13 protein-coding genes and 1 pseudogene are annotated in these 22,674 nt (G+C 61.1%); 8 read left to right on the top strand and 6 right to left on the bottom strand.

Annotated elements, in window-relative coordinates; genetic code table 11:
• Window positions 1-209 precede the first annotated feature (209 nt).
• The 4 genes from aceE (at window position 210) to msrA (ending at window position 8,242) form a co-directional block, all read left to right on the top strand.
• Window positions 210-2,855 (top strand): pyruvate dehydrogenase (acetyl-transferring), homodimeric type, encoded by a 2,646-nt coding sequence (aceE, locus tag PF1751_RS02215; protein WP_044286533.1) that lies wholly within the window; start codon window positions 210-212, stop codon window positions 2,853-2,855.
• Window positions 2,856-2,866: 11 nt separating this feature from the next.
• Window positions 2,867-4,513 (top strand): dihydrolipoyllysine-residue acetyltransferase, encoded by a 1,647-nt coding sequence (gene aceF / locus PF1751_RS02210; protein WP_044286531.1) that lies wholly within the window; start codon window positions 2,867-2,869, stop codon window positions 4,511-4,513.
• 315 nt (window positions 4,514-4,828) lie between these two features.
• On the top strand, window positions 4,829-7,522 hold the full coding sequence (locus PF1751_RS02205) for a putative bifunctional diguanylate cyclase/phosphodiesterase (protein ID WP_010213691.1): 2,694 nt from the start codon (window positions 4,829-4,831) through the stop codon (window positions 7,520-7,522).
• Window positions 7,523-7,594: 72 nt separating this feature from the next.
• Window positions 7,595-8,242, top strand: coding sequence for a peptide-methionine (S)-S-oxide reductase MsrA (gene msrA / locus PF1751_RS02200; RefSeq protein ID WP_010213692.1), 648 nt, complete (start codon window positions 7,595-7,597; stop codon window positions 8,240-8,242).
• A gap of 138 nt (window positions 8,243-8,380) precedes the next feature.
• On the opposite strand, the gene PF1751_RS02195 is transcribed toward msrA, so the two are convergent.
• The 4 genes from PF1751_RS02195 to putP all read right to left on the bottom strand — a co-directional run bounded on the left by PF1751_RS02195 (window position 8,381) and on the right by putP (window position 13,721).
• On the bottom strand, window positions 8,381-9,217 hold the full coding sequence (locus PF1751_RS02195; protein ID WP_010213693.1) for a 23S rRNA (adenine(2030)-N(6))-methyltransferase RlmJ: 837 nt from the start codon (window positions 9,215-9,217) through the stop codon (window positions 8,381-8,383).
• Window positions 9,218-9,351: 134 nt separating this feature from the next.
• Window positions 9,352-10,035: a DUF4123 domain-containing protein gene (locus PF1751_RS02190; protein ID WP_044286530.1), complete on the bottom strand. Its 684-nt coding sequence runs from the start codon at window positions 10,033-10,035 to the stop codon at window positions 9,352-9,354.
• Window positions 10,036-10,056: 21 nt separating this feature from the next.
• On the bottom strand, window positions 10,057-12,033 hold the full coding sequence (locus PF1751_RS02185) for a type VI secretion system Vgr family protein (protein ID WP_044286529.1): 1,977 nt from the start codon (window positions 12,031-12,033) through the stop codon (window positions 10,057-10,059).
• A 203-nt stretch (window positions 12,034-12,236) separates the two neighbouring features.
• On the bottom strand, window positions 12,237-13,721 hold the full coding sequence (putP, locus tag PF1751_RS02180) for a sodium/proline symporter PutP (protein WP_010213696.1): 1,485 nt from the start codon (window positions 13,719-13,721) through the stop codon (window positions 12,237-12,239).
• A gap of 460 nt (window positions 13,722-14,181) precedes the next feature.
• On the opposite strand from putP, the gene putA reads away from it, so the two are divergent.
• Together putA and PF1751_RS02170 are read left to right on the top strand one after the other, a co-directional pair.
• The gene (putA, locus tag PF1751_RS02175; protein ID WP_044286528.1) at window positions 14,182-18,135 is read left to right on the top strand and encodes a trifunctional transcriptional regulator/proline dehydrogenase/L-glutamate gamma-semialdehyde dehydrogenase; all 3,954 of its coding nucleotides are present in this window, start codon (window positions 14,182-14,184) and stop codon (window positions 18,133-18,135) included.
• Between the two features lie 228 nt (window positions 18,136-18,363).
• A complete protein-coding gene (locus tag PF1751_RS02170) occupies window positions 18,364-20,166 on the top strand; it encodes an acyl-CoA dehydrogenase (protein ID WP_010213698.1) in 1,803 nt (600 codons plus the stop codon).
• Here PF1751_RS02170 and PF1751_RS02165 read toward each other — a convergent pair.
• Window positions 20,163-20,456 (bottom strand): cell division protein ZapA, encoded by a 294-nt coding sequence (locus PF1751_RS02165; RefSeq protein ID WP_016977202.1) that lies wholly within the window; start codon window positions 20,454-20,456, stop codon window positions 20,163-20,165. The genes PF1751_RS02170 and PF1751_RS02165 overlap by 4 nt on opposite strands.
• On the bottom strand, window positions 20,453-20,683 hold the full coding sequence (locus PF1751_RS02160; protein WP_010213700.1) for a hypothetical protein: 231 nt from the start codon (window positions 20,681-20,683) through the stop codon (window positions 20,453-20,455). The genes PF1751_RS02165 and PF1751_RS02160 overlap by 4 nt, the downstream gene beginning before the upstream one ends.
• A 239-nt stretch (window positions 20,684-20,922) precedes the next feature.
• Here PF1751_RS02160 and PF1751_RS29765 point away from each other — a divergent pair.
• Window positions 20,923-21,684 (top strand): annotated as a pseudogene (locus PF1751_RS29765) (MCP four helix bundle domain-containing protein); the annotation flags it as partial.
• 30 nt (window positions 21,685-21,714) lie between these two features.
• Window positions 21,715-22,587: a methyl-accepting chemotaxis protein gene (locus PF1751_RS29760; RefSeq protein ID WP_370694346.1), complete on the top strand. Its 873-nt coding sequence runs from the start codon at window positions 21,715-21,717 to the stop codon at window positions 22,585-22,587.
• The last annotated feature ends 87 nt before the right edge of the window (window positions 22,588-22,674 follow it).

Here is a 22,674-nt window from a genome sequence, read left to right as displayed (position 1 = left end):
ACCAGCCAGACCGAGCCATACGCTCAGTCTTGTGTAGTTTTACTACTCGTATATACATTCGAAAGGCTGAAATGGCCGACGATTTGTAGTAAAACTACAGGACGCCGAAGCAACCTTCGGCCATCCAAGAATTTATGTCGTCTGCCCACAAGGCCAGTCGCAAACTTCAGGCAACCGATTCTGGTAGCCTTTCCGCCCTGGAGCAAGCCATGCAAGACCTCGATCCCGTCGAAACCCAGGAATGGCTGGACGCCCTGGAATCGGTTCTCGACAAAGAAGGCGAAGACCGTGCTCACTACCTGATGACCCGTATGGGCGAACTCGCGACCCGCAGCGGCTCGCAACTGCCTTACGCCATCACTACGCCATACCGCAACACCATTCCTGTTACCCACGAAGCACGCATGCCTGGCGACCTGTTCATGGAACGCCGCATTCGCTCGCTGGTACGTTGGAACGCCATGGCGATGGTAATGCGCACGAACTTGAAAGATTCGGACCTGGGCGGTCACATCTCCAGCTTCGCCTCCAGCGCAACCCTGTATGACATCGGCTTCAACTACTTCTTCCAGGCCCCGACCGACGAACACGGCGGCGACCTGATCTACTTCCAGGGCCACACCTCGCCAGGCGTCTACGCCCGTGCGTTCATGGAAGGCCGCATCAGCGAAGAACACATGAACAACTTCCGCCAGGAAGTGGAGGGTAACGGCCTGTCGTCGTACCCGCACCCTTGGCTGATGCCTGATTTCTGGCAGTTCCCGACGGTATCCATGGGTCTGGGCCCAATCCAGGCGATCTACCAGGCACGTTTCATGAAGTACCTGGAAGCCCGTGGCTTCATCCCGGAAGGCAAGCAGAAAGTCTGGTGTTTCCTGGGTGACGGCGAGTGTGACGAGCCGGAATCCCTGGGCGCCATCTCCCTGGCCGGCCGCGAGAAGCTGGACAACCTGATCTTCGTCATCAACTGCAACCTGCAGCGCCTCGACGGCCCGGTTCGCGGCAACGGCAAGATCATCCAGGAACTTGAAGGCGTGTTCCGCGGTGCTCAGTGGAACGTGACCAAAGTCATCTGGGGCCGCTTCTGGGACCCACTGCTGGCCAAGGACGTCGACGGTATCCTGCAACGTCGCATGGACGAAGTCATCGACGGCGAGTACCAGAACTACAAAGCCAAAGACGGCGCGTTCGTGCGTGAACACTTCTTCAACACGCCTGAACTCAAGGCGATGGTTGCCGACCTGTCCGACGACGAGATCTGGAAACTCAACCGTGGCGGCCACGACCCGTACAAGGTCTACGCGGCCTACCACGAAGCGGTCAACCATAAAGAACAACCAACCGTAATCCTGGCCAAGACCATCAAGGGTTATGGCACCGGTGCCGGCGAAGCGAAGAACACTGCGCACAACACCAAGAAAGTCGACGTCGACAGTCTGAAGTTGTTCCGCGACCGCTTCGACATCCCGGTCAAGGACGAAGAGCTGGAGAACCTGCCGTTCTTCAAGCCAGAGCCGAACAGCGCCGAAGCCCGTTACCTGGCTGAGCGCCGCGCCGCACTGGGTGGTTTCGTGCCTCAGCGTCGCGCCAACAGCTTCAGCGTACCGACGCCAGACCTGAGCACCCTCAAGGCTATCCTCGACGGCTCGGGCGACCGTGAAATCTCCACCACCATGGCCTTCGTGCGGATCCTCGCGCAGCTGGTCAAGGACAAGGACATCGGCCCGCGCATCGTACCGATCATCCCGGACGAAGCCCGTACCTTCGGTATGGAAGGCATGTTCCGTCAGTTGGGCATCTACTCCTCCGTCGGCCAGCTCTACGAGCCAGTCGATAAAGACCAGGTGATGTTCTACAAGGAAGACAAGAAGGGCCAGATCCTCGAAGAAGGTATCAACGAAGCGGGCGCCATGAGCTCCTTCATCGCTGCCGGTACTTCGTACTCCAGCCACAACCAGCCGATGCTGCCGTTCTACATCTTCTACTCGATGTTCGGCTTCCAGCGTATCGGCGACCTGGCTTGGGCAGCAGGCGACAGCCGTACCCGTGGCTTCCTGATCGGCGGTACCGCCGGCCGGACCACACTGAACGGCGAAGGCCTGCAACACGAAGACGGTCACAGCCACATCCTGGCTGCCACCATCCCGAACTGCCGCACCTTTGATCCAACCTACGGCTACGAGCTGGCGGTGATCATCCAGGACGGCATGAAGAAGATGACCGAAGAGCAGCAGGACGTTTTCTACTACATCACCGTGATGAACGAGTCCTACCAGCAGCCAGCCATGCCGGCCGGTGTCGAGGAAGGCATCATCAAGGGCATGTACCTGCTCGAAGAAGACACCAAGGAAGCGGCGCACCACGTACAGCTGATGGGCTCCGGCACCATCCTGCGCGAAGTGCGTGAAGCGGCTAAGATCCTGCGTGACGAGTTCAACGTCGGCGCTGACGTATGGAGCGTGACCAGCTTCAACGAACTGCGTCGCGATGGCCTGGCCGTAGAGCGTCACAACCGCCTGCACCCTGGCCAGAAGCCACAGCGCACCTTCGTTGAAGAGTGCCTGACCGGCCGTAAAGGCCCGGTGATCGCTTCGACCGACTACATGAAACTGTTTGCTGAACAAATTCGCCAGTGGGTCCCGTCCAAGGAATTCAAAGTCCTGGGCACCGACGGTTTCGGCCGCAGTGACAGCCGCAAGAAGCTGCGTCACTTCTTCGAAGTCGACCGTCACTTCGTGGTGTTGGCAGCCCTGGAAGCCTTGGCTGACCGCGGTGAGATCGAACCTAAGGTGGTAGCAGACGCTATCGTCAAGTTCGGGATCAACCCGGAAAAACGCAACCCACTGGACTGCTGAGGAGATTTTTTGTGAGCGAACTCATTCGCGTACCTGACATCGGCAGCGGTGAAGGTGAAGTAATCGAGCTGTTTGTGAAGGTCGGCGACACCGTCGAAGCCGACCAGAGCATCCTGACCCTGGAATCGGACAAGGCGAGCATGGAAATCCCTGCTCCCAAGGCCGGCGTGGTCAAGAGCCTGAAAGTGAAGCTGGGCGATCGCCTGAAAGAAGGCGACGAACTGCTGGAACTGGAAATCGAAGGTGCCGCTGACGCGGCCCCTGCGGCGTCGCCTGCTGCCGCTGCTGCACCCGCCCCTGCTGCTGAAAAGCCTGCTGCTGCCGAGGCTGCTCCAGCCCCGGCCGCTGCACCTGCCGCCGCCACCGTCCAGGACATTCACGTCCCAGACATCGGCTCGTCGGGCAAGGCCAAGATCATCGAGCTGCTGGTCAAGGTCGGCGACACCGTCGAAGCCGACCAGTCGCTGATCACCCTGGAGTCCGACAAGGCCTCCATGGAAATCCCTTCGCCGGCTGCCGGCGTAGTGGAAAGCATCGCGGTCAAGCTGGAAGACGAAGTCGGCACTGGCGACTTCATCCTCAAGCTGAAAGTACAAGGCGCTGCACCTGCTGCCGCTCCAGCACCGGCAGCCGCTCCGGCCGCCAAGGCTGAAGCTGCTCCGGCTGCTGCCACCCCTGCGCCTGCTGCCAAAGCCGAGGCCGCTCCGGCCCCTGCTGCTGCCGCTCCTGCGCCAAGCGGTGCCAAGGTTCACGCCGGTCCTGCCGTGCGTCAACTGGCCCGTGAGTTCGGCGTTGAGCTGAGCGCTGTGTCGGCCACCGGCCCTCACGGTCGCGTGCTGAAGGAAGACGTGCAGGTTTACGTCAAGGCCATGATGCAGAAGGCCAAGGAAGCGCCGGCTGCTGGTGGCGCTACCGGTGGTTCGGGCATTCCGCCGATCCGTACCGTGGACTTCAGCCGCTTCGGCGAAATCGAAGAAGTGCCGATGACCCGCCTGATGCAAATCGGCGCGGCCGGTCTGCACGCGAGCTGGCTGAACATCCCGCACGTGACTCAGTTCGACCAGGCCGACATCACCGACCTGGAAGCTTTCCGCGTTGCGCAGAAAGCCGTGGCCGAGAAGGCCGGCGTGAAACTGACCGTGCTGCCACTGCTGCTCAAGGCCTGCGCGCACCTGCTCAAGGAACTGCCGGACTTCAACGCTTCGCTGGCTCCAAGCGGCAAGGCGATCATCCGCAAGAAGTACGTGCACATCGGTTTCGCGGTCGACACCCCGGATGGCCTGCTGGTGCCGGTCATCAAGAACGTTGACCAGAAGAGCCTGCTGCAACTCGCTGCCGAAGCCGCTGCACTGGCTGCCAAGGCCCGCGACAAGAAGCTCACCCCGGACGACATGCAGGGCGCGTGCTTCACCATCTCCAGCCTCGGTCACATTGGCGGCACTGGCTTCACGCCAATCGTCAACGCGCCGGAAGTGGCGATCCTGGGTGTGTCCAAGGCAACCATCCAGCCTGTGTGGGACGGTAAAGCGTTCCAGCCGAAGCTGATGCTGCCACTGTCGCTGTCCTACGATCACCGCGTGATCAACGGCGCCGCAGCTGCACGCTTCACCCAGCGTCTGAGCCAACTGCTGAACGATATCCGCACTATCCTGCTGTAAGCCGCCATGGCCTCCTCTTCACCGAGGAGGCCTGGCTGCAACGATTTTCGAGCGCCACGCTCGCACCTCAACCCCGCCACTTGGCGGGGCTTTTTTTGCCTGTTGTCCCGCAGGAAGCTGGACACACAAAACAGGTTTGTACACCTTCCATCACCTCGATTGCAGAAATCCCTCTCGCGGCCGATAACCCCCTTATAGCACTTAGCCTTCATCCTCTCTTGTCAGCCCGCGCCGCATGATGCAACCTTGCCGCAGGCAGCAGAAAAGAGGGCGTGAGCCCGGCGCAGTGCGCGTAATTTCAAGTGAGTTTCCCCCATGAAAAGCCAACCCGATGTCGCCCGTATGGCGGCCGAGGTAGTGACGCAGTTACCGGTGCCTTCGCGCCTCGGTATGCTGCGTTTCGAGCGGCTTAATGAGGCAAGCTGGGCCCTTCTTTACCTCGACCCCAATTGCGAACGCCAATTCGGCCTTTCGGCGGTCGAATTGTGTGCCTTGATCGGCACGCCTTACGCCAGCCTGATGGAGCCCCAGGCGCGCTATCAACTGCACGACACCATCCAGCAGCAACTGACCCAGAGCCCTCATTACCTGGTGCGCTATACCCTGCACACCAGCGACGGGCCGCTGAGCCTGCTGGAAATGGGCGAAGCCTATAAGCAACACAATCGCCATCTGCTGCGCGGCTACCTGATGGTGGTCGATGGCTTGTTCAGCGAGATTCCCACCGCGGCCCCCACGGCAGACCTGGAGAACCAGAATAGCCGCCTGCAGATCGCCCTGGAGCTCAACCAGCGCGCCCAACAGGAACAACTGCAGCATCTGGAGCGGGTGCGCGCCCAGCAAGAGTTGATTCTGCTGCTGGCCCGTCAGCGCTACACCACCCCCAATTCGCTGCAAGAAGCCGCCGAGCTGATTACCCGCAGTGCCTGTGACATCTACCAGATCGACTGCGCCAGCATCTGGAACCTCGAAGGCCAGCGCCTGGTGCCGATTTCGGCCTACCACCGCGCCGACGGGCAACACCACCTGCCCGAATCCATCGATGCCAGCTGCTTCCCGGACTACCTGGAAGCCCTGCACAGCAGCCGGGCGATCGACGCCACCAACGCGATGCGCGACCCACGCACTCGGGAAATGGCCGACAGCCTGCGCGACAAAGACATCCACGCCATGCTTGACGCCAGCATTCGCGTCGACGGCCATGTCGTGGGCGTACTGTGCCTAGAGCAAAGCGGTAGCACCCGCGCCTGGCAAGCCGATGAAATTGCCTTCGCCGGCGAGCTGGCCGATCAGTTCGCGCAAGTCATCAACAACCACAACCGTCGGACGGCAACCAGCGCGCTGCACCTGTTCCAGCGCGCCGTGGAACAAAGCGCCAACGCCTTTCTGCTGGTCAATTGCGACGGCGTGGTCGAGTACGTCAACCCAAGCTTTACCGCGATCACCCAATACAGCGCCGAGGAGGTCCACGGCCACCGCCTGGCCCAGTTGCCGGCGCTGGAGAACCTCAGTGAGTTGCTGTTCGACGCACCGTCGAGCCTGGCCAAGAGCAACAGCTGGCAGGGTGAATTCAAAAGCCGCCGTAAAAACCTCGAACCCTACTGGGGCCAGTTGTCGATTTCCAAAGTGTATGGCGACAACCGCGAGTTGACCCACTACATCGGCATCTACGAAGACATCACCCAGACCAAGCTGGCCCAGCAGCGCATCGAGCGTCTGGCCTACACCGACAACCTGACCAACCTGGGCAACCGCCCGGCGTTCATCCGCAACCTCGACGAGCGCTTCGCCCGTGACAGTGACAGTCCGATCAGCCTGTTGCTGGTGGACATCGACAACTTCAAGCGCATCAACGACAGTCTTGGTCACCAGACCGGCGACAAGCTGCTGATCAGCCTGGCGCGCCGCTTGCGTAACAGCCTGAGTACCGGCGGCAGCCTGGCGCGGTTTGCCAGTAACGAGTTCGCGGTGCTGCTCGACGACACCGATCTGGAGAGCGGCCAGCAGGTGGCCAGTCAGTTGCTGGCGACGCTCGACAAACCGATGTTTGTCGACAATCAGCTGATCAGCGTCACCGGCTCCGTGGGCCTGGCCTGCGCACCGCTGCATGGCCGCGACCCGCAGACCCTGATGCGCAACGCCGGCCTCGCCCTGCACAAGGCCAAGGCCAACGGCAAGCATCAGGTCCAAGTGTTTACCGAAGCACTGAACGCCGAGGCCAGCTACAAGCTGTTCGTGGAGAACAACCTGCGTCGCGCCCTCACCCAGAATGAGCTGGACGTGTTTTACCAGCCCAAGCTGTGCCTGCGCAGCGGCCGCCTGCTCGGCATGGAAGCGCTGCTGCGCTGGAACCACCCGGAAAAGGGCATGATCCGCCCCGACCAATTTATCAGCGTGGCGGAAGAGACCGGCCTGATCATCCCCATCGGCAAATGGATCGCCCGCCAGGCCTGTCGCATGAGCAAGCAACTGAGCGCCAGCGGCATGGGCAACTTGCAGGTGGCAATCAACTTGTCACCCAAACAGTTCTCCGACCCGGACCTGGTGGCCTCGATTGCCAGCATCCTCAAGGAAGAACAACTGCCGGCCAACCTGCTGGAGCTGGAACTGACCGAAGGCCTGCTGCTGGAAGCCACCGAAGACACACGCCTGCAGCTTGATCAATTGAAAAGCCTTGGCCTGACCCTGGCCATGGACGACTTCGGCACCGGTTACTCGTCGCTGAGTTACTTGAAAAAATTCCCCATCGACATCATCAAGATCGATCGCAGCTTCATCCACGAAATCCCGGACAACCAGGACGACATGGAAATCACCTCCGCGGTGATCGCCATGGCCCACAACCTTAAGCTCAAGGTGGTGGCCGAAGGCATCGAGACCGCCGAACAACTGGCGTTCCTGCGCCGCCACCGTTGCGATGTGGGCCAAGGCTACCTGTTTGACCGGCCAATCCCTGGGGCAGAGCTGCTGGCGATGCTCAAACGCTATCCGCGCGGGCCAATCGCCTGACAGCGCCGTAACACTCGGGCACACTGGTTGTCTGAATTCTTACCCAACTCAATCTGACTGAGAGGACTGATCATGGTCTTGCGCTCGGAAATTCTGGTGAACAAAAACGTGCTGCCCACTCAAGAACAAGCTCTGCCTGGCCGTGAAACCCCGATGTCGCTGCCGGAGACTCACTTCGTCAACGGCAATCCGCTGCTCGGCCCATTTCTGGATGACGTCGGCTTCGCGATCTTCGGCCTGGGTTGTTTCTGGGGAGCCGAACGCCGGTTCTGGCAGCGCGATGGCGTGGTCAGCACCGTGGTCGGTTACGCTGGCGGCTACACGCCAAACCCGACCTATGAAGAAGTCTGTTCAGGCCTGACCGGCCACAGCGAAGTGGTACTGGTGGTGTATGACCAGGACAAGGTGAAATACGAAGACCTGCTGAAGATGTTCTGGGAACTGCACAACCCCACCCAGGGCATGCGCCAGGGCAATGACATCGGCAGTCAGTACCGCTCGGTGATCTACGCGACCACCCCGGAGCAATTGGCGGCGGCAAAGGCCAGTGCCGAGGCGTATCAGGGTGAGTTGACCAAGGCCGGCCTGGGGGCGATCACCACCGAAATCGAAGAGGCGCCAACGGTGTACTTCGCCGAGGCGTACCACCAACAGTACCTGGCGAAGAATCCGCAGGGCTATTGCGGGATCGGCGGAACGGGTGTGAGCTGCCCGATCTAAAGGCCAACGCCATTCAACATGTGGGAGCGGGCTTGCTCGCGAAAATGGGGTGTCAGTCACTGAATTAGTAGACTGATACACCGCCTTTGCGAGCAAGCCCGCTCCCACATTGGGTTCCGTGCATGGCTTAAGACTGGATCACTCAGCGATCAGCCAATCCATCTGCCATCCACCCTGGGTCTGCCCAAGCTTCTTGGACAGCCACGGCAGCAACTCCCGCAACTCCTCCTCCAAGCCCCACGGCGGGTTGGCGATCGCCAGGCCCGAGCCGGTCAGGGTGTTGGGCGTATCCAGCGGATGCACCAGCAATTCCACACGCAGCAACTTCGGCGCACCGGTGCCGGCCAGGTCCTGGTAGAAACGGCGCAACATGCGCTGATCCTTCACCGGATACCAAATGGCCGCGACGGTCTGGCGCATGCGACCCACCGCCTCTTTGAGGGATGCCGCACAGCGCTGCATCTCGTCGAGTTTTTCGAACGGCGGATCAATGAGCATCAACGCACGTTTTTCCGGGACCGGCAGCAAAGCTCGCGGCACATGCCAGCCTTCGCCCAGGTGCACCTTCACGCGACGGTCACCCTTCATGTTGTCCTTGAGCAGCACGCCGTCTTCCGGGTGCTTTTCATTGAGCAGCACACGGTCCTGAGGGCGGGTGAGCCGCCGCGCCAGTTCCGGCGAGCCCGGGTAGTAGCGCAACTCTCCGTCCGGGTTCATCTCATGCAGCACACGCATGTAATCGGCGGTCAGTGGCGGCAGGTCGCTTTCGCCCCACAGGCGCGCAATGCCCTCCAGGTACTCACCGGTGCGGTTGGCCTGGTCGCCCTGCAGGTCGTACAGACCGATCCCCGCGTGGGTGTCGAGGTAGGCGAACGGCTGCTCCTTGCGCGACATCAGGGCGATGAGGCGGGTCAAGGTCAGGTGTTTGAAGACATCGGCGTGGTTGCCGGCGTGAAAGGCGTGACGATAATTCATGGTTGCTCCTGCGCAGGGGGCGAAGTTTACCTTTTACGCGGGCGTTGGTGCAGTGCTTCGGTGCGCGCTTCGCCCGCGAAGACTGCGCCGAAGCCATCGCCGAACTGATCGAAGATCTGCAGCAGGCGCTGGTTTCAACTCGACTCTGAAGCCAGAAAGTCCGCCAAACCCTGATGGCTGACCTCGCGGCGGCGCGTGAAGTAGGCGACCTTGTCCCGCAAGGTCGTCGGCATGAACGCAGTGTAGAGGTCAGGGCGTTGCTCTTCGAGCCCTTGCAGGAGGTTATCGATCAGGGTGTGCGGCGATTGCTCGGCCAAATCTTGAAGTAACGGCGCAGGTACTCGCCACCACGGGCTCGCTCTGGCGGCAGTGACCGGGCCAGTGGCGACGGTCAGCGACTGGCCATTGATCAAGTAGCGCTGGAACACCGGCAATAGTTCACCGCCCGTCTGCTGAAGGATCGGCAGGAACTGAGCACCATCCCAGAACCGCAAGAACACTTCCTCGCCGTCGGGCAGGTAGACCTTGGTCAGGCCTTGCAGGTGTGCAATCACGGTTTCCAGCGGGTGCGACGATAGGGCCAACCAGCCCCAATCCGTGGAGGCCGTGGAAGCAGCCCAATCGAGGAACGGGCTATCCGGTTCGACAATTCCCACATAGGGCATCACCTCATCCCATGTCGCATAGGCCGTGCCGGCCCAAACGGGCTGCGGCGCTGGCCCGGCGGCGAGCGCCCGCCAAGCGTCAAGGGGCTTGGCGTCGCTGCCAGCGCCCAGCACTGCAAACATCTGTTCACCCGGAAGCAAAGGTTGATGCATCTTCGTAAATCCGTTTAAAAGTCAGATGAGGCCACATTGGCCGTTCTTGCAACGCTCGCACTCTTCGCAAAACGGCGCACTGCGCTTCAGGCTGGCCACTTGCACCCGGCTCAGTGGAGCGGGAATCACCGCCAGCAGTGTTTCCTTCAGGCCAGGCGTCAATGGCGCCGCAGTCGCAGCGGGCGCACTGCCAAGCTGGATCGGAACGCTGCTGAAAATCCCGCCCGCGCAAAGGGTGATCGATTGTCCGCCCGCCTGAATCGTCACGGTTGCGCCACCCTCGATCACCACGCTTTGCCCCGCGCCTATCTGGATGGTCTGTCCTGCCCTTACCTGCCGCGAGCCGCCAACCATCAAGTGGTCGTCTTGCTTTAGGTCGGTCAGACGGTTGCCGTGGGTGATGCGCAGCTCCTCGCCTTGCAATTCGTGATGCGACTCGCCGCCCACGTTTACCCGAAGGTCATGCAGCACGTGCTGCGTCCAGTCCCGCTGGGCGCGCAGGTAGATTTCCTCGGCGCCCTTTCGGTCCTCGATGCGCAGCTCGTTGTAGCCTCCACCACCGGGGCTGCTCTGGCTGCGGAAGACGCTGCGGGTCTTGTCCGCCGGCAGGTCGAGGGGCACCTGGGTGGCCGCGTTGGGCAGGCAACCCATGACCAGCGGCATATCCATGTCGCCATTGACGAAACCCACCAGCACTTCCATACCGACCCGGGGGATCAACACCGAGCCATAACGATCATGGGCCCAGCCGCTGGCAACCCGCAGCCAGCAACTGGAATGGTCGTTATATTCCCCGTCGCGATCCCACACCAACTGCACCTTGACCCGGCCGTATTCATCGCAATGGATTTCGCTGTCGGCGGGGCCGGTCACCACGGCGTTCTGATAGCCGGCAATGGTCGGACGCGGCTGCTCAGGCATGGGCGGGCGGAAGATCGCGTCCCAAGGCGTCGCGGAAAATTCGTTGCGATAACCCTGGCGGAAATCCCCGCCTGCCACCTCGGTGACGGACTCTTCCAGCACTTGGGGCTGCAGCCCCTCATGGGTCACGTGCGTCACCAGCCACAGGTCGTTCCAGTCTTCCCGCGGGTGACCGGCCAACTTGAGAAACCGACCGCTGCCCAAGGCAGGCTCATCACCGCTGCCACGGGCGACGCGATAGTCACTGCGGTGCCGCTCCAGACCACGCTGCGCGAGGTATTTGCCATGGGCACGGTCGTTGAAGTGGCCGGGATAAACCTGAGCTTCAAGCGGTGGAAGCTGCTCGCCTGTCACCTCGCTTTCCAGCGCCAGGCTTGGCTTGCGAAAGTCGTAGTCGCGCAGGTTCACCCCCGTGGTACGGGCTTGTACCTGCACTGCAAACCGCTTGATCACCGGGGTGTCCGCCACCATCCCGGAACCGGGGGTATAGGGCGTGGGCGGGTCTGCTTGGACGAAAACGGTCTGGTCATCGCCAAATACCAGCAAATGACCGGCCGACGAATGCTGAAAGTGATAGTGAATGCCCAACTCCGCGCAAAGCCGCTGGATGAACGCCAGGTCCGTCTCGCCAAACTGCACGCAGTATTCACGCTCCGGGTAGGTGCCACTGAGCCGGAACTCGAAACGGTCGCGCTGGATCCCCTGCCCCTCGAGTACTTGCGCAACAATCTGCGGCACCGTCTTGTGCTGGAAAATACGCTGGTGGCTACTGTGGCCCAGATAGGCAAGCTGCGGCACAAGCGTCATCTGATACCGCGTCAGGCGTCGGCCGGAGTCGCCTTGCGCCATTCGGTAAACCAGACCGTGGACACCCCGGCCCCGATCATCGAAACCGAGGTACACCTGCCGGTGCAGCAGGCTCTCCAGGTCCAGGTCGGGCTGCTCGCTGACCAGTTCGATATCAAAACGGTAAGGCTGGCTGATGGATTCGATACCACTGAACTCGAATACCTTGAATTCACTGGGCTCCCCATCAAGGGTCAGGTTAAAGGCGCTTTGATTGGCAGGAGCGAACATCCGGTGTTTCTCTGCGAGGGGTGGGCTGCCGATTTTGCATCACCCTTGCGCCCTGCTGAGCACACGCCAAGCAAATCAGTAAAACCCTACGTTCACACGTCTGAATCTTCTTCAGACCGACGTAAACCCCACGTAAAAAAAGGCCCGCAATCCGTAGGACGCGGGCCTTTTTTCAACTCACCTGGCGTTTAACGCCCAGCGAATTACTTATTGAGGTTGTAGTCTTTTTCCGCAGCATCAAAACGCTCGACCATACCCGCAGTCGGAGCGCCCAGCTTGCTCACGAAGTAGATCGCCAGGCTGGCAAAGATGAAGCCCGGGATGATTTCGTACAGACCCAGCAGTTCAAAGTGTTTCCACACGATCACGGTGATCGCGCCGACCAGGATACCGGCCAGTGCACCGTTGCGGGTCATGCCTTTCCAGATCACCGAGATCAGCACCACAGGACCGAACGCGGCGCCGAAGCCGGCCCAGGCGTAGCTCACCAGGCCCAGAACGCGGTTTTCCGGGTTGGCGGCCATGGCGATAGCGATCAGCGCAACCAGCAGCACCATCAGGCGACCGACCCATACCAGCTCAACCTGGGAGGCGTTTTTGCGCAGGAAGGTCTTGTAGAAGTCTTCGGTCAAGGCGCTGGAGCACACCAGCAATTGGCAGCTCAAGGTGCTCATCACGGCCGCCAGGATGGCCGACAGCAGCACGCCGGCGATCCATGGGTTGAACAGCAGCTTGGCCAGCTCAATAAACACACGCTCGTGGTTTTCGTTGACCGGACCTGCGACTTCCGGGTGCGCCGAGAAGTAAGCAATACCGAAGAAACCCACGGCCACGGTGCCGCCCAGGCACAGGATCATCCAGGTCATGGAGATGCGGCGTGCCTTAGCGATCGACTTCACCGAGTCCGCCGCCATGAAACGCGCGAGGATATGCGGCTGGCCGAAGTAACCCAGGCCCCAGCCCATCAGCGAAATGATGCCGATGAAGGTGGTGTTTTTCAGCATGTCGAAGTTAGTCGGGTCCTTGGCTTCAATGGCCAGGAAAGTGGTATCAACACCACCGGTGGCCAGCAGCACGATGATTGGCGTCAGGATCAGCGCGAAGATCATCAGCGTGGCTTGTACGGTATCAGTCCAGCTCACTGCCAGGAAACCACCGACGAAGGTGTAGGCAATGGTCGCTGCAGCACCGGCCCACAGCGCAGTCTCGTAGGACATGCCGAAGGTGCTTTCAAACAGGCGGGCACCGGCGACGATGCCGGAAGCGCAGTAAATGGTGAAGAACACCAGGATCACCACGGCAGAGATGATCCGCAGCAGGCCGCTTTTATCTTCGAAACGGCTGGAGAAGTAATCCGGCAGGGTCAGGGCGTCACCGTTGTGCTCGGTCTGGACCCGCAGGCGACCGGCGACGAACAGCCAGTTGAGGTAAGCACCGACGATCAGGCCGATGGCGATCCAGCTTTCCGACAGGCCAGACATGTAGATCGCGCCCGGCAGGCCCATCAACAACCAGCCACTCATATCGGAAGCACCGGCCGACAAGGCAGTCACCACGCTACCGAGGCTGCGACCGCCCAGGATGTAATCGGAAAGGTTGTTGGTGGAGCGATAGGCCATGAAGCCGATCAGTACCATTGCTGCGATGTAGATCACGAACGTGATCAGGGTTGGATTACTAACGCTCATAAGAGTGACGCCCTGGCTTTGTTTTTATGTAGCAGCGGTCTGTCAGACGGCCACCCACTGGTAGTGGGTAGACGTAACTGCGTGCCGCGCATTTATGACTGACGTTTCCCCAGGAAAGCCGTCAGCCGATGAACCGACCCGTCGAGGTGGTTGCACCTTGGCCGCGAATGCTATTCAACAAAGCAAATAAGGTGCAACCAGTTTCGCGAGAATAAGTTGCACCTTAACGTGTTTTGTAAAAAACACCCTGTTTTTGCTCCTTTTCGGAGCAAGAACAGCCGATCTCAGAAGCAAACGCACCAAGGCGGAGCGGAATCTGTTGGCGGTGTGTTTTTTTCCCGATCACGATCGAAAATTTCCTGAATAAAAAGGGTTGCACCCGGTTGCACCTCTGCATGCGCAAAGCTAATCTTGCCGCCAGCTGATGCCACTCGGTAGTGGCACCCATGAGGATAAGAAAATGGCTACGACCACCCTTGGGGTCAAACTCGACGACCCGACCCGCGAGCGCCTGAAGGCTGCCGCGACCTCCATTGATCGCACGCCGCACTGGCTGATCAAGCAGGCGATTTTCAATTACCTGGAGAAACTGGAGGGTGGTGCAACCCTGACCGAACTCAATGGTTTGAGCAGCAAGGACGCCGACGATGCAGGCGAGGTCCAGACCGACCACGCCCACCAGTGCTTCCTTGAGTTCGCCGAAAGCATCCTGCCACAGTCCGTATTGCGCGCCTCGATCACCGCCGCTTACCGCCGCCCGGAGCCGGAAGTGGTGCCGATGTTGATCGAACAGGCTCGCCTGCCGACCCCGATGGCCGAAGCCACCAACAAGCTGGCGGCCTCGATCGCTGAAAAACTGCGTAACCAGAAGAGTGCCGGCGGCCGTGCCGGTATTGTCCAGGGCCTGCTGCAGGAATTCTCCCTGTCGTCCCAGGAAGGCGTGGCGCTGATGTGCCTGGCCGAAGCGCTGCTGCGCATCCCGGACAAGGGCACCCGCGACGCACTGATCCGCGACAAGATCAGCACCGGCAACTGGCAGCCGCACCTGGGCAACAGCCCATCGCTGTTCGTCAACGCCGCCACCTGGGGCTTGTTGCTGACCGGCAAACTGGTCGCTACCCACAACGAAGCAGGCCTCACCTCGTCCCTGAGCCGCATCATCGGCAAGAGCGGCGAGCCGATGATCCGCAAGGGCGTCGACATGGCCATGCGCCTGATGGGCGAGCAGTTCGTCACCGGCGAAACCATTGCCGAGGCCTTGGCCAACGCGAGCAAGTTCGAAGCCAAGGGCTTCCGTTACTCCTACGACATGCTGGGTGAAGCCGCGCTGACTGAACACGACGCGCAGAAGTACCTGGCCTCGTACGAACAAGCCATCCATTCGATCGGCAAAGCGTCCCACGGCCGTGGGATTTATGAAGGCCCGGGCATTTCCATCAAGCTCTCGGCATTGCACCCGCGTTACAGCCGTGCGCAATACGAGCGCGTGATGGACGAGTTGTACCCGCGCCTGCTGTCCCTGACCTTGCTGGCCAAGCAATACGACATCGGCCTGAACATCGATGCCGAAGAAGCCGACCGCCTGGAGCTGTCCCTGGACCTGCTGGAACGCCTGTGCTTCGAGCCGCAACTGACCGGCTGGAACGGCATCGGTTTCGTGATCCAGGCCTACCAGAAGCGTTGCCCGTATGTGATCGACTATGTCATCGACCTGGCACGCCGCAGCCGCCATCGCCTGATGATCCGCCTGGTAAAAGGCGCGTACTGGGACAGCGAAATCAAGCGCGCCCAGGTCGAAGGCCTGGAAGGCTACCCGGTCTACACCCGCAAGGTGTACACCGACGTTTCCTACATTGCCTGCGCACGCAAACTGCTGTCGGTGCCGGAAGTCATCTACCCGCAGTTCGCCACGCACAATGCGCACACGCTGTCGGCCATCTACCATATCGCCGGTCAGAACTATTACCCCGGCCAGTACGAATTCCAATGCCTGCATGGCATGGGCGAACCGCTGTACGAGCAGGTTGTAGGCAAGGTTTCCGACGGCAAGCTGAACCGTCCGTGCCGCGTGTACGCACCGGTCGGCACCCACGAAACGCTGCTGGCCTACCTGGTACGTCGCCTGTTGGAAAACGGCGCGAACACCTCGTTCGTCAACCGCATCGCCGACCAATCCATCTCGATCCAGGAGCTGGTGGCCGATCCAGTGGCCAGCATCGAACAGATGGCCACGCTGGAAGGCGGCTTCGGCCTGCCGCACCCGCGCATTCCATTGCCGCGTGACCTGTACGGCAGCGACCGCGCCAACTCGGCCGGTATCGACCTGGCTAATGAACACCGCTTGGCGTCGCTGTCCTGCGCCTTGCTGGCCACCGCCCACAACAACTGGAAAGCCGCGCCGATGCTCGGCTGCGCCTCCAGCGAGCAAGCGGCGGCACCGGTGCTGAACCCGTCCGACCTGCGTGATGTAGTCGGTCATGTACAAGAAGCAACCGTCGAAGACGTCGACAACGCGATCCAGTGCGCTATCAGCGCCGGACCGATCTGGCAGGCCACCCCGCCCGCCGAGCGCGCTGCAATCCTGGAGCGTGCCGCCGACCTGATGGAAGGCGAGATCCAGCCGCTGATGGGCCTGCTGGCCCGCGAAGCCGGCAAGACCTTCGCCAACGCCATCGCCGAAGTGCGTGAAGCGGTGGACTTCCTGCGCTACTACGCGGTGCAGGCGCGTAACGATTTCACCAATGACGCCCACCGCCCGCTGGGCCCGGTGGTCTGCATCAGCCCGTGGAACTTCCCACTGGCGATCTTCAGCGGCCAGGTTGCGGCTGCGTTGGCCGCCGGCAACCCGGTACTGGCCAAGCCTGCTGAGCAAACCCCGTTGGTTGCCGCGCAAGCCGTGCGCATCCTGTTGGAAGCCGGTATTCCGGAAGGCGTCCTGCAATTGCTGCCGGGTCAGGGCGAAACCGTGGGTGCCCGCCTGGTGGGTGATGATCGCGTCAAAGGCGTGATGTTCACCGGTTCTACCGAAGTAGCTCGCCTGCTGCAACGCAACGTCGCCGGTCGCCTGGATGCCCAGGGCCGTCCGATCCCGCTGATCGCCGAAACCGGTGGCCAGAACGCGATGATCGTCGACTCTTCGGCGCTGACCGAACAAGTGGTCATCGACGTGGTGTCCTCGGCCTTCGACAGCGCCGGTCAACGCTGCTCGGCCCTGCGTGTACTGTGCCTGCAGGAAGATTCGGCAGACCGCGTCATCGAAATGCTCAAGGGCGCCATGGCGGAATGCCGCCTGGGTAACCCTGAGCGCCTGTCCGTCGACATCGGCCCGGTGATCGACGCCGAAGCCAAGGCCGGCATCGAGAAACACATCCAGGCCATGCGCGACAAAGGCCGCAATGTGTATCAGGTGGCTATCGCCGATGGCGAAGAGATCAAGCGCGGCACCTTCGTGATGCCTACCCTGATCGAGCTGGACAGCTTCGACGAACTGCAACGCGAGATCTTCGGCCCGGTACTGCACGTGGTGCGCTACAAGCGTAAAGAGATCGACCAACTCATCGGTCAGATCAACGCCTCCGGCTACGGCCTGACCCTGGGCGTGCACACGCGTATCGACGAGACCATCGCCAAGGTGATCGACAACGTCAATGCCGGCAACGTCTATGTGAACCGCAACATCGTGGGCGCTGTGGTCGGCGTGCAACCGTTCGGCGGCGAAGGCCTGTCGGGCACTGGCCCGAAAGCCGGTGGCCCGCTGTACCTGTACCGCCTGCTGTCGACGCGCCCTACGGATGCCATCGAGCAATCCTTCGTCCGCGGCGACGCATTGGCCGCGCCGGACGTGCGCCTGCGCGACGCCATGAGCCAGCCGCTGACCGCCCTGAAAACCTGGGCCGACAGTAACAAGTTCAGCGACCTGAGCGCCCTGTGCAGCCAGTTCGCCGCGCAGTCGCAAAGTGGTATCACCCGCCAGTTGGCCGGCCCGACCGGTGAGCGCAACAGCTACGCCATCCTGCCTCGCGAGCATGTACTGTGCCTGGCGGACGTGGAAGGCGATCTGCTGACGCAACTGGCGGCGGTACTGGCCGTCGGCGGTTCGGCGGTATGGCCGGAAACTGACCTGACCAAGGCCTTGTTCCCACGCCTGCCGAAGGAGATTCAGGCGAAGATCAAGCGCGTGGCCGACTGGACCAAGGACGAGGTTGTGTTCGATGCGGTCCTGCACCACGGTGATTCCGACCAGTTGCGTGCGGTGTGCCAGCAAGTGGCCCAGCGTGGCGGTGCGATTGTCGGGGTGCAAGGTTTGTCGCAAGGCGAGACGGCGATTGCGCTGGAGCGCTTGGTAATCGAGCGGGCGTTGAGTGTTAACACCGCGGCGGCAGGTGGCAATGCCAGCCTGATGACCATCGGTTAACTGACCCAACACGGTCAGAAATGTGGGAGCGGGCTTGCTCGCGAAAGCAGTGTGTCAGTCGATGAAGATGTTGACTGACATCGCGCATTCGCGAGCAAGCCCGCTCCCCCATTGACCGCGCTTTGCCTTCCATCCACGTTTTGTTTCTCCATCACCCAGATCAATCTTGCTATCCACCCACCATTCGCGCACTTAGACTCAGGCCAATTCCTCCAAAGGTAAGCCGCCATGTCCGAGACGCTGCTCAGTTCCCGTAATCTGGCTTTCGAGCTGTATGAAGTCCTCGATGCCGAGGGCCTGACCCAGCGCGAGCGGTTTGCCGAACACAACCGTGAAACCTTCGATGCGGCCATCAGCACCGCCCGCAACATCGCGGAAAAGTACTTCGCCCCTCACAACCGCAAGAACGACGAAAACGAACCGCGCTACGAAGACGGCAAGGCCATCCTGATTCCAGAAGTGAAACCCGCCGTGGACGCCTTCCTGGAAGCCGGCTTCCTCAACGCAGCGCGCAGTTTCGAAGCGGGCGGCATGCAACTGCCCACCCTACTGTCCCAAGCCTGTTTCGCGCACTTCCAGTCGGCCAACGCGGCGTCCACCTCCTATCCGTTCCTGACCATGGGCGCCGCCAACCTGATCGAAAGCTTCGGCACCGACGACCAGAAACGACGCTTCCTGCAACCGATGATCGACGGCCGCTTCTTCGGCACCATGGCCCTCACCGAACCCCACGCGGGCTCGTCGCTGGCGGATATTCGCACACGCGCAGAGCCTGCTGCTGACGGCACCTATCGACTCAAGGGCAACAAGATCTTCATCTCCGGCGGCGACCACCCGTTGTCGGAAAACATCGTGCACATGGTGCTGGCCAAGCTGCCGGACGCGCCAGCCGGGGTGAAGGGCATTTCGCTGTTTATCGTGCCCAAATTCCTGGTCAACGACGACGGCAGCCTGGGCGAGCGCAACGACGTGCTGCTGGCAGGGCTGTTCCATAAGATGGGCTGGCGCGGCACCACGTCCACCGCGCTGAACTTCGGCGACAACGGGCATTGCGTCGGCTATCTGGTGGGCCAGCCGCACCAGGGGTTGAGCTGCATGTTCCAGATGATGAACGAGGCGCGTATTGGCGTCGGCATGGGCGCGGTCATGCTCGGTTACGCGGGTTATCTTTACTCCCTGGAGTACGCCCGCGAACGCCCGCAAGGTCGTCTGCCCGACAGCAAAGACCCTGCAACGGCGCCCGTCTCGATCATTCAGCACGCGGACATCAAGCGCATGCTGCTGACCCAAAAATCCTACGTGGAAGGCGCCTTCGACCTTGGCCTCTACGCCGCACGGCTGTTCGACGACACCACCACCCTGGAAACCGAAGCCGAGCGCAAGCACGCCCACGAACTGCTAGACCTGCTCACCCCCATCGTCAAATCCTGGCCCTCGGAGTTCTGCCTCAAGGCCAACGAACTGGCGATCCAGATTCTCGGCGGCCATGGCTACACCCGCGAATACCCGGTGGAACAGTACTACCGTGACAACCGCCTGAATCCGATCCATGAAGGCACCCACGGCATCCAGTCCCTGGATTTGCTGGGGCGCAAGCTGGCGCAGAACGGCGGCGCGGGGTTGAAGCAACTCATACGACTGATTGCTGAAACCGGCGCACGGGCGCAGGAATACCCAAGCCTGACCGCACTAAGGGAACCGCTGGAACAATTGGTCAACCGCCTGCAAAGCGTCACCATCAGCCTGCTGACGGATCTCGCCCACGGCAAGGTCAACAGCAGCCTGGCGAACTCGGCGCTGTACCTGAAGGTGTTCGGGCATACGGTGATTGGCTGGCGCTGGCTGGAACAGGCGATTCGCGCCGAAGAAGGCTTGGCCAAGGGCAATGCGGCGGATGTGGCCTTCTATAAAGGCAAGCTCCAGGCCGCCCGGTACTTCCTGACCTGGGAAGTACCGAGCTGCCATCATGAACTGGCACTCTTGGAGGCCCGCGATGACACGTGCCTCGGCATGCAAGATGAGTGGTTCTAAGGCGTTCCGATCGCCTTGGAAATCACATCGACCGTGGCGCTGACTTGCTCTTGGTAACGGTCGAGTTCCTGCTGGTGCGCCTGCTGCATTTCGATCTGCTCGGCGCACAGGTTCAGCGCCGCCAGCACCAGTAGCTTGTCACCGATCAGGGTCGGGTACTTCTTCTTGGTGGTGGCCAGGGACGCCTTGAGCAGGGTCACGGCGTGCATCAGGGTTTTCTCTTCCCCGGCCGGAGCCTTGATCGAGTAATCCTCTCCGAGAATCGAAACGACCTTTATCCCTTCACTCATGCGCCGACGGGCCCTGCGCTCACACGCTCAACCAGCGCCTGGATACGTGCGGCAGTGGCGCCGTGCTTTTCTTCCTGCTCCATCAGGTTCAGTTGCAGGCTGTCGTTCTCATCCTTGGCGCGGGCCAGTTCCGCCTTGAGGGATTCGTTGGTGCTCAGCAGATCCTGATTCTGCTGTACCAGGTCGCTGACCAGTTGTTCCAATTGGCTGAGGGATGCTTCTAACATTTTGATTTCTCGGGCTTTTTCAAAGGGCGGTGACGATAAAGAAAATTCACCTCGGATGCCAGGGTTATCCCCGGCGCGCAGCCCGATTTTTAAGGGCCGGGCCGCACTTTCGAGCCTTAGTGACTGCATTTACCGGATCTGGTTCCTGAATCGGCCAAACCCCTCGTCAGATGCGACAAAAGCGCACACGCCCCTTTAGACTTTAGTCGTACGACCGATAGAGAGGGACACCCCGTCTGATGGCCGCACGGATCGCGCTTCTCCCCCAGGATTCCCGCATGTCGCTTCGTAATATGAATATCGCTCCGAGGGCCTTCCTCGGCTTCGCGTTTATTGGTGCGCTGATGTTGTTTCTCGGCGTGTTTGCCCTGAACCAGATGAGCAAGATCCGTGGCGCCACCGAAGACATCACAATGTCCAGCGTGCCGAGCATTCGCGCCCTCGACGAATTCACCCAACTGACCCTGCGCCTGCGTGTGTTGTCGTACCGCCTGCTGACCAACCGTGAGCCGGAGGTTCAGCAAAAAACCCTGGAAGCCTTTGAAGTGCGTAATCAGCAGATTCGCACGGCCCAGGGCATCTACGAAAAACTCATCGAGAGCAGCGAAGAGCGTGCGGCCTACGACGACTACGTGCGTCTGCTTGGCCAGTACCATCAGATTGAAGAACGCATGAAGAGCCTGTCGCGGGCCAATCAGGTGGAAGAGCTGCGCAGCCTGCTCAATAACGAATTGCTGAGTAACTCCGAGCAGGTCAACGCCGTGCTTACCCGTCTGCTGGACATCAATAACAAGATGGCCCTGGCCACCAATAACGACGCCGAAGACCAGTACAACATGGCCTTCAACATGGTGGTGAGCCTTCTGGTGATCGCCACCCTGCTGACGCTGCTGTTCGCCTGGCTGCTGACCCGCAGTATCACCCTGCCGATTGCCCAGGCATTGGAAGCGGCCGAAGAAGTGGCCGAAGGCAACCTGACGCGGCCGATCAAGGTCGACGGCAGCGACGAAGCCGGGCGCCTGCTGGCCGCCATGGCCAAGATGCAGGACAAGCTGCGCGACACCCTGCAACGCATTGCCGGGTCCGCGACCCAGCTGGCGTCTGCTGCGGAAGAGCTGAACGCCGTCACCGACGAAAGCGCCCGTGGCCTGACCCAACAGAACAACGAAATCGAACAAGCCGCCACCGCGGTGAATGAGATGACCAGTGCCGTCGAAGAAGTCGCCCGCAATGCGGTGAGCACGTCCGAAGCTTCGCGCAACGCCACCACCTCCGCCGGTGATGGCCGTGACCTGGTGCAGGAAACGGTCAGCGCCATCGAACGCATGAGCGGCGACGTGCAAGCCACGGCCACCCTGATTGGCGACCTGGCCAATGAGTCGCGCGACATCGGCAAGGTGCTGGACGTGATTCGCGGCCTGGCCGACCAGACCAACCTGTTGGCGCTAAACGCAGCGATTGAAGCGGCGCGTGCCGGTGAAGCCGGTCGCGGTTTTGCGGTGGTGGCCGATGAAGTGCGCGCCCTGGCCCATCGCACCCAGCAATCGACCAGCGAAATCGAGCGGATGATCGGCAGCATCCAGGCCGGCACAGAGCATGCGGTGGATTCGATGCGCAACAGCACGGAACGCGCCGAATCGACGTTGAACATCGCCAAAGGTGCCGGCATGTCGCTGGATACCATCAATACGGCAATTGTCGAGATCAATGAACGCAACCTGGTGATCGCCAGCGCAGCGGAAGAACAGGCCCAGGTGGCACGGGAAGTGGACCGCAACCTGGTGAACATCCGTGACCTGTCAGTGCAGTCGGCGACCGGCGCCAGCCAGACCAGTGCGGCGAGCAGTGAGCTGTCGCGCCTGGCAGTGGATCTGAATGGGATGGTCGGCCGGTTCCGTCTCTAAAATCGGATTCGCCTGACGACGCCTATCCCTGTGGGAGCTGGCTTGCCTGCGATAGCAATGTGTCAGCCAGCGCCTCTAGCGCCTGAC

It is taken from the genome of Pseudomonas simiae (assembly GCF_000934565.1).
Lineage (GTDB): Bacteria > Pseudomonadota > Gammaproteobacteria > Pseudomonadales > Pseudomonadaceae > Aquipseudomonas > Aquipseudomonas simiae.
Note: the sequence above shows the minus strand (reverse complement) of the source record. Positions and strands in the feature narration are given on the sequence as shown.